This window comes from Streptomyces sp. NPDC043896 (assembly GCF_056435605.1).
In genome coordinates, this window is record NZ_JBWKEE010000001.1 from 345,469 (window position 1) to 359,141 (window position 13,673).

The 13,673-nt window shown below is 71.1% G+C and carries 15 protein-coding genes; 8 read left to right on the top strand and 7 right to left on the bottom strand.

The annotated features are described in order from the left end of the window. Nucleotides 1-6: 6 nt before the first annotated feature. On the top strand, nucleotides 7-411 hold the full coding sequence (locus AC069X_RS01675; protein ID WP_478723954.1) for a nuclear transport factor 2 family protein: 405 nt from the start codon (nucleotides 7-9) through the stop codon (nucleotides 409-411). A 94-nt stretch (nucleotides 412-505) separates the two neighbouring features. Continuing rightward, nucleotides 506-2,140, top strand: coding sequence for a cytochrome bc1 complex cytochrome b subunit (gene qcrB / locus AC069X_RS01680; protein ID WP_478723955.1), 1,635 nt, complete (start codon nucleotides 506-508; stop codon nucleotides 2,138-2,140). A 1-nt stretch (nucleotide 2,141) separates the two neighbouring features. Here qcrB and ctaF read toward each other — a convergent pair whose 3' ends face one another. Beyond that, nucleotides 2,142-2,531: an aa3-type cytochrome oxidase subunit IV gene (ctaF, locus tag AC069X_RS01685; RefSeq protein WP_478723957.1), complete on the bottom strand. Its 390-nt coding sequence runs from the start codon at nucleotides 2,529-2,531 to the stop codon at nucleotides 2,142-2,144. Then, nucleotides 2,521-4,161: an aa3-type cytochrome oxidase subunit I gene (gene ctaD / locus AC069X_RS01690; RefSeq protein WP_478723959.1), complete on the bottom strand. Its 1,641-nt coding sequence runs from the start codon at nucleotides 4,159-4,161 to the stop codon at nucleotides 2,521-2,523. Before ctaD ends, ctaF begins: the two co-directional genes overlap by 11 nt. Nucleotides 4,162-4,342: 181 nt before the next feature. Here ctaD and AC069X_RS01695 point away from each other — a divergent pair, with 181 nt between their 5' ends. Both AC069X_RS01695 and AC069X_RS01700 read left to right on the top strand, forming a co-directional pair. After that, nucleotides 4,343-4,660: an antibiotic biosynthesis monooxygenase family protein gene (locus AC069X_RS01695; protein ID WP_478723961.1), complete on the top strand. Its 318-nt coding sequence runs from the start codon at nucleotides 4,343-4,345 to the stop codon at nucleotides 4,658-4,660. A gap of 20 nt (nucleotides 4,661-4,680) precedes the next feature. Beyond that, the gene (locus AC069X_RS01700; RefSeq protein WP_478723963.1) at nucleotides 4,681-4,914 is read left to right on the top strand and encodes a hypothetical protein; all 234 of its coding nucleotides are present in this window, start codon (nucleotides 4,681-4,683) and stop codon (nucleotides 4,912-4,914) included. A 69-nt stretch (nucleotides 4,915-4,983) separates the two neighbouring features. Here AC069X_RS01700 and AC069X_RS01705 read toward each other — a convergent pair whose 3' ends face one another. Further along, the gene (locus tag AC069X_RS01705) at nucleotides 4,984-5,568 is read right to left on the bottom strand and encodes a TetR/AcrR family transcriptional regulator (RefSeq protein ID WP_478723965.1); all 585 of its coding nucleotides are present in this window, start codon (nucleotides 5,566-5,568) and stop codon (nucleotides 4,984-4,986) included. A 188-nt stretch (nucleotides 5,569-5,756) separates the two neighbouring features. On the opposite strand from AC069X_RS01705, the gene AC069X_RS01710 reads away from it, so the two are divergent. From AC069X_RS01710 to AC069X_RS01720, 3 genes are all read left to right on the top strand, one after another. Beyond that, a complete protein-coding gene (locus AC069X_RS01710) occupies nucleotides 5,757-7,268 on the top strand; it encodes an MDR family MFS transporter (protein ID WP_478724342.1) in 1,512 nt (503 codons plus the stop codon). Between the two features lie 221 nt (nucleotides 7,269-7,489). After that, nucleotides 7,490-8,323, top strand: coding sequence for a polysaccharide deacetylase family protein (locus AC069X_RS01715; RefSeq protein WP_478723967.1), 834 nt, complete (start codon nucleotides 7,490-7,492; stop codon nucleotides 8,321-8,323). Between the two features lie 110 nt (nucleotides 8,324-8,433). Continuing rightward, on the top strand, nucleotides 8,434-8,754 hold the full coding sequence (locus AC069X_RS01720; RefSeq protein ID WP_478723969.1) for a nuclear transport factor 2 family protein: 321 nt from the start codon (nucleotides 8,434-8,436) through the stop codon (nucleotides 8,752-8,754). A gap of 51 nt (nucleotides 8,755-8,805) precedes the next feature. Here AC069X_RS01720 and AC069X_RS01725 read toward each other — a convergent pair whose 3' ends face one another. Continuing rightward, the gene (locus tag AC069X_RS01725; RefSeq protein ID WP_478723970.1) at nucleotides 8,806-9,939 is read right to left on the bottom strand and encodes a serine hydrolase domain-containing protein; all 1,134 of its coding nucleotides are present in this window, start codon (nucleotides 9,937-9,939) and stop codon (nucleotides 8,806-8,808) included. Nucleotides 9,940-10,121: 182 nt separating this feature from the next. Here AC069X_RS01725 and AC069X_RS01730 point away from each other — a divergent pair, with 182 nt between their 5' ends. Then, nucleotides 10,122-10,745: a hypothetical protein gene (locus AC069X_RS01730; RefSeq protein ID WP_478723972.1), complete on the top strand. Its 624-nt coding sequence runs from the start codon at nucleotides 10,122-10,124 to the stop codon at nucleotides 10,743-10,745. Between the two features lie 177 nt (nucleotides 10,746-10,922). On the opposite strand, the gene AC069X_RS01735 is transcribed toward AC069X_RS01730, so the two are convergent. From AC069X_RS01735 to AC069X_RS01745, 3 genes are all read right to left on the bottom strand, one after another. Then, complete coding sequence (locus AC069X_RS01735) at nucleotides 10,923-12,233, bottom strand: extracellular solute-binding protein (protein ID WP_478723974.1); 1,311 nt, start codon at nucleotides 12,231-12,233, stop codon at nucleotides 10,923-10,925. A gap of 275 nt (nucleotides 12,234-12,508) precedes the next feature. Further along, the gene (locus tag AC069X_RS01740) at nucleotides 12,509-13,126 is read right to left on the bottom strand and encodes an SMI1/KNR4 family protein (protein ID WP_478723976.1); all 618 of its coding nucleotides are present in this window, start codon (nucleotides 13,124-13,126) and stop codon (nucleotides 12,509-12,511) included. A gap of 55 nt (nucleotides 13,127-13,181) precedes the next feature. Continuing rightward, a complete protein-coding gene (locus AC069X_RS01745; protein WP_478723978.1) occupies nucleotides 13,182-13,544 on the bottom strand; it encodes a DUF192 domain-containing protein in 363 nt (120 codons plus the stop codon). Nucleotides 13,545-13,673 lie beyond the last annotated feature (129 nt).

Here is a 13,673-nt window from a genome sequence, read left to right on the forward strand (position 1 = left end):
CCCGCCGTGCTCAAGCCCCCGTTCACCGAAGAGACCGCCCGCGCCAAGGTCCAGGCCGCCGAGGACGCCTGGAACACCCGCGACCCCGCCCGGGTCGCCCTCGCCTACTCCGAGGACTCCGTCTGGCGCAACCGCGACCGCTTCCTGACCGGCCGCGCCGAGATCCGCGCCTTCCTCGCCGAGAAGTGGGAGCGCGAGCTCGACTACCGCCTGCGCAAGGAACTCTGGGCGTACACCGGCAACCGCATCTCCGTCCGCTTCGAGTACGAGTGGCACGACGTGGACGGCCGGTGGTGGCGCAGCCACGGCAACGAGCAGTGGGAGTTCGACGACGACGGCCTGATGCGCCGCCGCGAGGCCAGCATCAACGACGTGCCCATCGGCGAGTCCGAACGGCGGCTCCACCCCTGACCGGCCGTGTCCGTCCCGTCCCCTCCTGTCCTGTTTCGGTAGCGTGGCGTGGCGTACGCGCCGGGCGGCGCGCGCGGGCAGGAGGTGCGGGCCGGTGCCGGAGTCCAAGCGCAGGGCACGGGTGGTGCGGCGGGCCGGAGCCCTCGACGAACGGCTGCCGCTGGCGGAACTCGTCCGCGGGACGCTGCGCAAGGTGTTCCCCGACCACTGGTCCTTCCTGCTCGGCGAACTGGCCCTCTACAGCTTCGTCGTCCTGCTCCTCACCGGCGTGTACCTGACCTTCTTCTTCGACCCGTCCATGCGGGAAACCCCCTACCGGGGCTCCTACGAGCCGCTGCAGGGCGTCCTCATGTCCCAGGCCTACCAGTCCACCCTGCGCATCAGCTTCGACGTGCGCGGCGGCCTGCTGATCCGGCAGCTCCACCACTGGGCGGCGATCGTCTTCCTCGCCGCCATCGGCGCGCACATGCTGCGCGTCTTCTTCACCGGCGCCTTCCGCCGCCCGCGCGAGGTGAACTGGGTGATCGGCGTGACCCTGTTCATGCTGGCCACGCTGGAGGGCTTCGCCGGCTACTCGCTCCCCGACGACCTGCTCTCCGGCACCGGACTGCGCATCGCGCAGGGCGTCATGCTGTCCGTCCCCGTCGTCGGCACCTACCTGAGCTTCTTCGCCTTCGGCGGCGAGTTCCCCGGCCACGACATCGTCCCCCGCCTCTACCCCGTGCACGTCCTGCTGGTCCCCGGCCTCCTCCTGGGCCTGGTCACCGTCCACCTGCTGCTCGTCTTCCACCTCAAGCACACCCACTGGGCGGGCCCCGGCCGCACCGCCCGCAACGCCGTCGGCCTGCCCTTCTTCCCCCAGTACCTGGCCAAGTCCGGCGGTCTCTTCCTCGCCGTGTCCGGCGTGCTGACCGCCCTCGCCGCCGTCGCACAGGTCAACCCCGTCTGGGTGTACGGCCCCTACCGCACCGACCTGGTCTCCGACGGCTCCCAGCCCGACTGGTACATCGGCTTCCTGGAAGGCGCCCTGCGCCTGATGCCCGGCACCGAGACCCGGCTGTGGGGGCACACCATCGCCTGGAACGCCCTGGTGACGGCCGTCCTCATGCCCGGCCTGCTCTTCACCGTGCTCTACGCCTACCCCTTCTTCGAACGCTGGATCACCGGCGACCACGGCGAGCGCCACCTCTGCGACCGCCCCCGAGACCGGCCCGTCCGCACGGCCTTCGGCGCGGCCGCCCTGTCCTGGTACGCGGTCCTGCTCCTCGCCGGGGCCCAGGACATCCTCGCCTTCGTCTTCGCCCTGCCCCTGCCCCAGCTGACCTGGACGTTCCGCGCCGCCTTCTTCGTGGTGCCGGCCGCGGTCTTCTGGCTCACCAGGCGGCTCTGCCTGGCCCTCCAGTCGCACGAGCGCGAACTCCTGACGGACGGCAAGGAGACCGGCCTGACCGTCCAGGACGCCGAGGGCGCCTTCCACCCGGACAACCGGGCGCTCCCGGCCGCCGAGCGCTACACCCTGCTCGCCCGCGACCTGCCCCGGCCGCTGGAGTACGACGGCGACCCCACCCGCTCCCTCCCGCGCCGGGCCCTCGCCCGCACCCGGGCGGCGATCAGCGCCTGGTACTACCGCGACGGCGTCCCCCACCCGGTCACCCCGGAGCAGCGCCGGAAGATCGCCGCGACCCTCGCCGGCCCGGACCGCCCGGAGCCCCCCGAGGACCGGGCCTGAACTACTCGGGGCGGTCCAGGTCCCGGAAGGCGAACCCGAGCACCCCCGGCAGCAGCACCCCGAACCCGATCAGGCACAGCCACAGCCCCTGCACCACCCCCAGCCCGATCAGCGCGCTCCCGGCCGCCGCCAGCACCGGGTGGAAGCCGGGACCGGGGAAGAAGACCCGCCGCCCGCCGGCCTCCCGCACCTCGGCGTCCGTACGGTCCTCCGGGCGCTCCCCGCCCCGCCGGTACTGCCGCCACAGGAACGCGGCGACCAGGGAGGACATCAGGAAGGACACGCACAGCGCGGCACTGCCCGCCGGCTCCTCGGACAGCCACAGGTAGACGACGGTGGTGACCCCGAAGAACAGGGCCGTACCGGTGAAGAGCCAGGCCTCACCCTTCAACGGGCACCTCCGGGTGGTGAAGGTCGAAGGCCGGGGACTCCGAACGGATCCTCGGCAGGGCGTGGAAGTTGTGCCGGGGCGGCGGGCAGCCCGTAGCCCACTCCAGCGAGCGGCCCCAGCCCCACGGGTCGTCGACGGTGACCCGCTCGCCGTACCGGTGGGTGCGCCACACGTTGTAGAGGAACGGCAGCGTGGACAGCCCCAGCAGGAAGGCGCCCACCGTGGAGACGGTGTTGAGGAGGGTGAACCCGTCGGCCGCGAGGTAGTCGGCGTACCGGCGCGGCATTCCCGCCTCGCCCAGCCAGTGCTGCACCAGGAAGGTGATCTGGAACCCGGCGAACAGGGTCCAGAAGTGGATCCGGCCGAGCCGCTCGTCCAGCATCCGCCCGGTCAGCTTGGGCCACCAGAAGTAGAGCCCGCCGAAGGTGGCGAAGACGATCGTGCCGAAGAGGACGTAGTGCAGGTGGGCGACGACGAAGTAGCTGTCGGTCAGGTGGAAGTCCAGCGGCGGCGAGGCGACCATCACCCCGGTCAGGCCGCCCAGCAGGAAGGTGACGAGGAACCCGATGGACCACAGCATCGGCGTCTCGAAGGAGAGCGATCCCTTCCACATCGTGCCGATCCAGTTGAAGAACTTCACGCCCGTCGGCACGGCGATCAGGAACGACAGGAGGGAGAAGAACGGCAGCAGCACCGCCCCCGTCGCGAACATGTGGTGCGCCCACACCGTCGCGGACAGGCCGGTGATGGCGATCGTGGCGCCGATCAGCGACACGTACCCGAACATCGGCTTGCGACTGAAGACCGGCAGGATCTCGCTGACCACACCGAAGAACGGCAGCGCCACGATGTAGACCTCCGGATGCCCGAAGAACCAGAACAGGTGCTGCCACAGCAGCGCGCCGCCGTTCGCCGGGTCGAAGACGTGCGCGCCGAACTTCCGGTCCGCCTCCAGGGCCAGCAGGGCCGCGGTGAACACGGGGAAGGCCAGGAGCGCCAGGATCGAGGTGAACAGCACGTTCCAGGTGAAGACCGGCATCCGGAAGAGCGTCATCCCCGGGGCGCGCAGGCAGATGATCGTGGTGATGAAGTTGACCGCGCCCAGGATGGTGCTGAGCCCCGCCACGGCCAGGCCCATGATCCACAGATCGGGTCCGGTGCCCGGGGAGAACAGCGCCCCGTTCAGCGGGGCGTACGCGAACCACCCGAAGGCGGCCGCCCCGTCGGCGGTCAGGAACCCGGAGACCACCATGAGCCCGCCGAACAGGTAGACCCAGTAGGTGAAGGCGTTCAGCCGGGGGAAGGCCACGTCGGGAGCGCCGATCTGCAGCGGCATCACGGCATTGGCGAAACCGGTGAAGGTCGGCGTCGCGAAGAGCAGCATCATGATCGTGGCGTGGATGGTGAACGCCTCGTTGTACTGCTGGTTCGACAGGATCTGGAGCCCCGGGCGGGCGAGCTCGGCACGCATGACGAGGGCGAGCAGGCCGGCGAAGAGGAAGAAGCCGAAGGCCGTCACCAGGTAGAGGTTGCCGATGACCTTGTGGTCGGTGGTCGACAGCCAGCGCAGTACCGCGGAACCCTGCCGCACCCGCCGTTCGGTTTGGGCCGCGTGGTCCACCGCTGTCATCGGGCCTCCAGGGAGCCTCGCCGCAGAGCGTGCACCCCATGCCCTACCGCCTCCCCGCCCCGTCGCCGGTACGCCGCGCCGCGGGCCTTCCCCCGCACGGGGGAGCCCGTCCCGCCGAGCGGACGACAGGGGCGTTCCGGCCTAACCTGGTGGAGGGGCCCGACTCCCGAGGTGGTGCGCGATGTCCGAGACGACGAGCAGGTACTGGGCCTCCGGCAACTGGCAGGTGCGCACGGGCGAGGAGGACGAGTTCATCCTGCGCTGGACCGAGTTCCTGACCTGGACCAAGGGCTCCGTCGACGGCTTCCTGCACGCCCGGCTGATCCGCGACCTCAACGAACCGGGCCACTTCGTCTCCGTGTCCCGCTGGACCGGCACCGAGGCGATGAGGGCCTGGCAGGCGATGCCCGAATTCACCGAACTCCTCAGCGCCTGCCGCGCCCTGTGCGAGGACATGAACAGCGGGGTGTTCGAGCTGGCCATGGCCGTGGACAAGTGAGCGCCTGACACAATGCGTGCATGGCGCATGAAGAAGACAAGACCGCTGCGAACGAAGCCGCTTACGGCAGGGACACCGCCATCGGCCTGTCGGCCGGCATGTCGGTCGGCATCCTGCTCGGGCTCCTCGTGTTCGACAACATAGGCCTCGGCCTGGCCATCGGCAGCTCCCTCGGCATCGCCGTCCCCGTACTGCGCCGCTCCCTCGCCGCGAAGAACTCCGCGACGCCGCCGGGCGGCGACAGCGGCGCCTGACTTCCCGCGCCCGGCCCGCCGCCGTCGGCGGTCGGGCGGTCCGGTCTGGTCCGGTCCGGAGGGCGGGGCCTACGCGTCTCCGTGGTGGGCCCGGGTGATCAGGTCCGTCGCGACGTCCAGGGCCGCCAGCCGGGTCTCCTCCGGATCCCCCTCCACGTGCTGGAGGAACATCATCCCCGCGTGCAGCGTGAACAGGGCGCTCACGCAGCGCACCTGGTCCGTGAGCGGGCCCTCCTCGTTGCGCAGCAGCTCCACCAGGGTGAACAGCCTCCGCTTGACCGTCTCCCCGATGCTCAGCTCCCGCATCGTGGCCTGGTTCTCCTGCATGAAGCGGTACAGCGGCGCGCCCGCCGCCATCGCCTCGCTGTAGCGGCGCAGGACCTCCCGCTTGGTCTCCAGCGTCCTCGGCTGCTCCTGCGCCCACTCGATCAGCTCGTCGATGGGGCGGGTCAGGTCCTCGAAGACGCTGATGATGATGTCTTCCTTGGTCTTGAAGTGGTAGTACAGCGCCGCCTTCGTGACCTCCAGACGTTCCGCGATCTCCCGCAGGGAGGTCTTCTCGTACCCCTGCTCGGCGAAGAGCTCCAGTGCGACGTCCTGGATGCGCTGACGCGTGTTCCCCCGCCGCGGCTGCTGCGGACCGGTGCTGGACATGGCTCTCCCAGGTACTTACTTGACGCCCGGCAAGTGACGGGTCTACCGTCCCCAGTGTAGTGAACTAGCCGGGCGGCAAGTAAGTGCCCGGGGCGGTTGCGCATCAACGGGGAGTGGACATGGCGAAGAACACCACGGCGACCGAGAGCTCCGAGGAGGTGGAGCCCCGCAGTCTCCGTGTCGTTCTCATGGCCCTCATGATCGCAATGTTGCTGGCCATGCTCGACAACATGATCATCGGCACCGCCATGCCGACCATCGTCGGCGAGCTCGGCGGCCTCGAACACCTCTCCTGGGTGGTCACCGCCTACACCCTCGCCACCGCCGCCTCCACGCCGATCTGGGGCAAGATCGGCGACATGTACGGGCGGAAGGGCTCCTTCCTCACCTCGATCGTCATCTTCCTCATCGGTTCCGCGCTCAGCGGCATGGCCCAGGACATGGGACAGCTCATCGGCTTCCGCGCCGTCCAGGGCCTGGGCGCCGGCGGTCTGATGGTCGGCGTCATGGCGATCATCGGCGACCTGATCCCGCCCCGCGAGCGCGGCAAGTACCAGGGCATGATGGCCGGCGTGATGGCCCTGGCCATGATCGGCGGCCCGCTGGTCGGCGGCACCATCACCGACCACATGGGCTGGCGCTGGTCCTTCTACATCAACCTCCCGCTCGGCGCCGTCGCCCTGGCGATGGTGACGGCGGTGCTGCACCTCCCCAAGAAGAAGACGCAAGGAAAGATCGACTACATCGGCGCCGCCCTGCTGACCGTCGCCATCACCTCGACCGTCCTCGTCACCACCTGGGGCGGCACCGAGTACGCCTGGGGCTCCGCCGAGATCATCGGCCTCGTCGCCGTCGGAGTCCTGTCCACCGCCGCGTTCCTCTACGCCGAGACCAAGGCCGCCGAGCCGGTCATCCCGCTGCACATCTTCCGCAGCCGCAACTTCACCCTCATGTCGGTGATCGGCTTCCTCGTCGGCTTCGCCATGTTCGGCGGCGTGCTCTACCTCCCGCTCTTCCAGCAGTCGGTCCAGGGCGCCTCCGCCACCAACTCCGGCCTGCTGCTCCTGCCGATGCTGCTGTCGATGATGGCCGTCTCGCTCGTCGCGGGCCGGATCACCACCAGCAGCGGCAAGTACAAGGTCTTCCCGATCGTCGGCGGCGCGCTCATGGTCGTCGGCCTGTTCCTGCTCGCCACCATGGACACCGGCACCACCCGCCTGGTCTCCGGCCTCTACATGGCCGTCCTCGGCGCCGGTCTCGGCTTCCTGATGCAGATCACCATGCTGGTCGCGCAGAACAGCGTGGACATGAAGGACATGGGCGTCGCCTCCTCCTCCGCCACGCTCTTCCGCACCCTCGGCGGCTCCTTCGGCGTGGCCCTGATGGGCTCCCTGTTCACCTCGCGGGTCACGGACACCATGTCCGAGCGGCTCGGCCCCGATGCCGCCCGGGCCGCCGGCTCCGCCCAGCTCGACGCGGCGAGCCTCGCGAAGCTGCCGGAGGCCGTGCGGGACGCCTACCAGCACGCGGTCGCCTCCGGTACGCACGCGGCGTTCCTGCTCGGCGCGGCGATCGCCGTACTGGGCTTCGTGCTCGCCTGGTTCGTCAAGGAGGTCCCGCTGCGGGGCGCGGGTCCCGCCCCGGCCGGCGCTGAGCCGGCCAAGGCGGCGCAGGCCCCGCAGGACTCCCTCGCACACTGAGGCCCCACGCCCCGAGAGGCGGGTGCGGCCCGGGTTCCCCCCGGACCGCACCCGCCTTTCGCATGCCCTCCCCAAACCCGGCAACAGGGGTGACAACTGAGGTTATTGAGGACCAAAGTCCTTATTACCTGGAATTTATTGGGCAATTGGGTGGAACCCTGCCAGGATCCCAGGCGTCATGACCCACAGGACCCTTGCACGGCGGGATGGGGAGTGGACACATGACGAGCACGCAGAAGCACAGCCTCCGCAACCGGCTGGCCGTCGGCGCCTCGGCCGCCGCCGTCGCCGCCACCATCTGGGGCGTGACGGCCCTCGTTGCCCCCGACGACGGCCCCGACCGCCCCGGGAACGCCGCCCGCCCGGCCGGCACGGACGACCCCAAGGGCGGGACCGACCCGGGCGCCGCACCGGGCGCGAAGCCGGCGGGGACGCCCGACAGCATCGCCCACGCCTCCGAGGCCGGCGGCAACGCCGTCAACATCACCATCGACGACGGCCCCGACCCCCGCTGGACCCCGCAGGTGCTCGACGTCCTGGCCACGTACGACGTCAAGGCCGTCTTCTGCATGATCGGCCCGCAGGCCAGGGCCCACCCCGACCTGGTCAGGAAGGTCGTCGCGGCCGGCCACCGGCTCTGCGACCACTCCATGGACCACGACACCTCCATGGACAAGAAGCCCGTCGCCTACCAGCAGGCCCAGATCCTCGACGCGAAGAAGCTGATCGAGGAAGCCGCGGGCGGCGGCGCCAAGGTCGAGTACTACCGCGCCCCCGGCGGCGCCTTCACCCCCGACAGCCGCAGGATCGCCGCGGCCGCCGGCATGCGCCCCCTCGGCTGGAACGTCGACACCAAGGACTTCGGCAAGCCCGGGACCGCCGCCATCGTCGACGCCGTCAAGCGCGAGATCGGCAACGGCCCCACGATCCTCTTCCACGACGGCGGCGGCGACCGCAAGCAGACCGTCGCCGCCCTCGACCAGGTCCTGGCCTGGCTGAAGGAACAGGGCCGCCCCACCGGCTTCCCGGTCCGCACCGCCCCCGACGCGTCCTGACACGCCGCCGGGCGGCGAACGGGTGAGGGTCGGCCCGCCGGCCCCGCCGGGGGTGTTCCCTGGTCGCGCGCAGCGCCGTACACAGGACCACGACACGACCGGGAGACCCCATGATCAAGCCGGACCAGCTCACCGATCCCGCCGTCCGCGCCTTCGTCACCGCCGTCAACGCGGGTGACCGGGCCGCCTTCGAAACCGTGCTGACCCCGGGCGCGACCATGTCCGACGACGGCTCCGACCGCGACCTGGCCGACTGGGCGGACCGCGAGATCTTCTCGTCCCGGGGCCACATGTCGGTCGAGAAGCAGACCGACGGCGGCCGCTCCCTCCTCGTCACCTACCGCAACGACACCTGGGGCGAGATGCGGACCGCCTGGCGGTTCACCGTCTCCGACGGCCACATCAGCCGCTTCGAGACCGGCCAGGCCTGAGAACACACCCCCTAGGCCGGAGCCCCCGGGCTCCAGGCCTGAGGCGGCTCCTCAGAGCCCCCGGGCCACCTTCAGCACCGCCGCCGTCAGGCGCCCGTTCTCCGGGGCCAGCCCGCCCGGGAAGCCGAAGCGGCGGCGCGTGTACCCGTACGCGACCCCCGTGACCGGGTCGGCGAAGCCCTGCCCGCCCGCCGCGCCGCAGTGCCCGAAGGCCTCCGGGCCCACCGCGGCCTGGGTCTCGAAGCCCAGGCAGAAGTGGTCCGCCTCCGAGGTGACCCGGTCCTCGCCCGGCGTGTGAAGCCGCGCGACGCCGGCCAGCGTCGCCGGCTCCAGCAGCGCGCCCCGGCCGTCCAGCCCGCTGATCGCCGCCGCGTACAGGGCGGCCACGCCACGCGCCGTGCCGATGCCGCCGGCCGAGGCCGGGCCGAGGGCCTTCACCTTCGGGTGGTTGGCGTACGCGACCACGTCCATCGGCGGCTCGTGGTGCTGGTTGAAGGCCGTCCGCAGCATCTCCGGCAGCGGCCCGCCCGCCGCGAGCAGCTCCCGCTGGGCGGGCGTCGGCAGCATCTCCAGGACCGGCTTCCAGCGGCCCTCCAGTTCCGCCGGCAGCCCCATGTACAGGTCCAGCCCGTACGGCGCCCGCAGCCGCTCCTCGTAGACCTCCTGGAGGGAGCGGCCCGTGGCCCGCCGCACCACCTCGCCCGTCAGCGCCCCGATCACGAAGGCGTGGTAGCCGTAGGCCGTACCGGGCTCCCAGAACGGCTCCTGCCGGGCGAGCCGGTCCGCGAGGAACGCGTCGTCCGCGACCTCCTCGTACGAGAAGCCCTCGTCGGAGGAGATCAGCCCGGAGCCGTGCGCGACCAGCTGCCGCACCGTCAGCCGCTCCTTGCCGTGCCCGGTGAACTCCGGCCAGTACGCCGACACCGGACGCTCCAGGTCCAGTACGCCCTCCTGCGCCAGCAGCGCCACCACCAGGTGGGCCGCGCCCTTCGTGACCGAGAAGACGCCGCTGAGGGTGTCCCCGTCGGTGTCCTCCCCGGCCCACAGGTCCACCACGGTCCGGCCGTGGTGGCGCACCGCCAGCTGAGCCTCGGGCGAGTGCGGCTCCAGCGCCGCGAACTCCTCGAACTCCGCCCGGACCGTCTCCCAGCCCGGCGCGACCGTGCCGCCCGTCTTCACGTCCATGTCATCCCCCGTAGCCGTACGCGGATCGCTCCGCCGTCCGGGCACACACAACCAGAGGTGCGGCGCGGCCGATTCCGGCGGCGGACGGAATCTGTCACCTGTGCGTCCGCCGCCCGCTCCCGTACGGGTGAACGCGCGCGCGGCGTCGTTCCGGCCCGCCGCGGGGTCCCGTTGGTCCGGGCATGAAGCGCACTCGCACCGCCGCCCTCGCCCTCGCCGCGGCCGCCGCGGCCGTCGCCCCCGCCCTCACCCAGGCCTCCGCCGCCGCGGCACCGGGCACCGGGTACCTCCAGGACCCGGCCGGGGGCGAGCACGAGATGAAGTCCCTGTGGACCAAGGACCAGAAGCACAAGCTGGAGGGCCAGGTCCGCTTCCACCCCGGCATCCAGTACAAGACGGTCTCCCGCCCCGTCGGCCCCGGCGACCCGAGGGACGAGCGCCAGGTCGGCGACCCGAGCACGCTCGCCTGGACGCCCTCGTACGAGTTCGCCTGGGCGGTCTCCGACGTGCTGGTGAACAAGGGCCTGACCACCAAGAACGGCAAGCACCCGATCGTGGTGCGCGCAGTGCTGCGCGACGCGAAGGGGGTCGCGCGGGCGGAAGTGGAACAGAAGCTGGCCGACCGGCCGGCGACGGGGCGCCACAAGGTCCCCGGCGGCACGAAGATCGCGTGCGACACGGGCGCCTACACGGTGGAGTGGTCGGTCACGCGCACCCACTACGGGACGCTCACGGGCACCCTGAACTGGGACTCCGGCTGCGAGCGGTACCGGACGGCGTTCTCCGCGGAGAACGGCGGGGCGTAGCGGGGGAGGGGAGCGGGGCCGGGAGGGCGCCCGCGGAGGGGAGGCCTGCCGCCCCGCGCACCTTGTGGGTGCCCGACGGGCGACGGGGCCGCGGCCTTGGATCAAGTGCCGTCGGCCATTCTGCCGTACGGGATGGGTGCGGCAGGGGAGGCGAAGGTCCCTTCTTCCGGGGGACGTTCAGTTCTTCTTCCGGGAAGCGGCGCTCGCCTTCGCGGCGATGTCCTCCAGGACGGCCTTCGGGCTGCCGCCCGGGTCCACGGCCCGTCCGATGTTGCGCTTGATGGTGTCGCTGACCGTCACCCAGGCCGGGTCGTTGACCGGGTAGAGCTGCGCGCCGCGCAGGGCGGTCAGGAACTGCTCGTCGTTCTTGTCGAGGCCGCCGCCCGAGGGGGTGCGGGAAGCCGTGACCGTCGAGGGCAGCAGGTGGTAGCGGCCGGCGAAGTCCGACAGGTTCTTGTCCTGGTAGACGAAGTCCAGGAACTTGCCGATCTCCTTGCGCTTGCCGTTCTGCTTGAAGGCCATCATCCAGTCGGCCACGCCCACGGCGGGCGGGGTCTCGCCGGTGCCGAGGAAGTCCGAGACCGGCATGGCCACGGCGCCGACGGTGATGCCCTTGGCGCGCGCCTCGTGCGAGAGGGACGGGTAGCCGTTGAGCATGCCGACCTCCCCGCGCAGGAACGCGGCGAAGGCGTCGGCGCGGTTGAGCTGCGAGGGCTGGGTGGGGCCGGTCAGCCCGGGGCCCACCATGTTCTCCTTGAGCCAGTTGAAGGTCTCGATGTTCTTGTCCGAGGCGAGGCTGTAGTTGCCGCTGCTGTCGGCATAGCCGCCGCCGTTGGTCAGCTCCCAGATCATCGCCTCCGCGTGGGCCTCCTCGGGGCCCAGCGGCAGGGCGTACGGGAAGCGCACCCCCTTGGCCTTGAGCGCCTTGGCGGCGGCCTGCAGGTCCGACCACGTCTTGGGCTGCCAGGTGGCCGAGCCGTCCTTGGGCACGAGGCCCGCGTCCGCGAACAGCTTGGTGTTGTAGAAGAGCAGGCGGCTGCTCGCCACGAAGGGCATGCCGTAGAGGGTGTTGCCGACGGACCCGGCCTCGGCGAGGGGCTGGAGGAAGTTGGCCTCGGCGCTGATCGAGAGCAGTTCCTCCGCCGAATACAGCTTGCCCTGGGCCGCGAAGTCGGAGTAGGAGCCCATGAGCGCCATGTCGGGCGCGTTGCCGGCCTGGACCATACGGGAGACCTCACGGTCGATGTCGGCCCACGGGATGAGCTTGACGCTGACCTTGATTCCGGGATTGGCCTTGGTGAAATCGGCCGTCACCTTGTCCCAGAAAGCCTTGGAACTGTTGGCGGACGTGTTGCCGTATTCGGCCGCGATCAGGCGCAGCGTGTCGCCGTCGCCCTCGTCCCCGGAGGAACTTCCGCAGCCGGACAGCGGTATCAGCAGGCCGAACGCGGCCGCTGTGGCGGCCGCGCCGAACATTCTTCTTCGCACGAGTGGATACCCCTGATTTTCTTTTGATTCCCGTTGTTACTTATGAGTTGCTCCGGGCTGGGGTGTCCCGCCGTGGCCCGTCTGGCCGGAATTCTCTCCTGACGGCGGTGCGGTTGATTCCACGGGGGCGGTACTTGTGGTGAATGCTCCAAGCGAGGGATTTCGGAATTGTGTTTTCCGATGTGAGCCGGAGGAATTTGACGCGCGTAGACATGCCGAAAAGCCCGTTTCCGGTGGGGAAACGGGCTCGGGTCGGTTTTCGGCGGGGGCGGTCTCTAGTCGGCGAACTCGCCGGCGTACGGGTCGGGCTCGCCCGTCTCGGGGTTGCGGCCCTCCTGCCAGCGCCGCTGGGCCTTGCGCCAGTGCACGAAGCTCAGGTGGCCCGCGTCCCAGAAGGTGATGCTCACGGGGCTGACGTCGAACTCGTCGGAGCACAGCCGCAGCAGGAATTCGGCCATGCCGTACGGGTAGACGGCGAAGGCGTCGGCGGTGTGCCGGCCGGCGACGAGGACCGGCCAGCGGTCCGGGTCGGGGTCGGTGGTGAGCCAGCAGAGGATGTCGGACCCGCCGGTGACCCCCCAGGCGATGATCGACTCCGGGTCCACGTCGAAGGCGGCCCGGCCGCCCTCGGCCTCCCAGACCTGCCGGGCGTTCGCGGTCTCCTCGGCCATCTCGGCCGGGTCCCACTGGAGTCCGGGCTTGGGCAGCGGCAGCAGGATGCCGGCCTCGCCGTTGATGGAGCCGGCGCCGTAACGCCCCATGAACGCGACGAAGTCGGCCGGGAAACGGGTCCCCCAGACGGCTTCGGCCGCCTGCCAGTCGATGTCCTCGTCGGCGCCGTGCGTCGCCGGCATGATCTGCTCCAGCGCCTTGATCCGCGCGTTCTCCGTCATGCCGCTCCCCTGAGACCCCAGCTCAACCGCCCCAACCTACCGCCCGGACGGCGCGTCACCCAGTCCCGGTCGAGACGCTCACCAGGCTCCCCACAGCCAGGCCCCAGCCGGCCATCGCCCCCGCCTCGGCCTCCAGGACGTGCCGGGAGCGGAGGCGGGGCAGGCCCAGGCGGCCGGGGGGCATGGTGGTCAGGGCGATGACGCGCAGGTGCCGGTCAAGGTAGGCCACGTCGATCGGGAACCGCATCCGGAAGGTGTGCACGCTCCCCGCCGGGGTCAGCAGCAGCGCCCCCTCGACACCGTCGCGCCCGAGCAGCCCGCGCGTGCGGGCCCGGTAGGAGGCGGCGACCTCCAGGGGGATCGCGGTGCCGGTGCCGCCGATGCGGAGGGTGCCGGGGCCGTCCTGCCAGTGCGCCATGCGGGCCACCCTAGGGGCTCCCCCGGGGGCTCCCCCCAGGGCTCCGCCCCCGGTCCCCCGCCCCTCACACGCCGGCGCGGCTGTGCACGGCCTCGGGCGGCGGTGTTGGGCCCCGGGGCCCATGCCCGC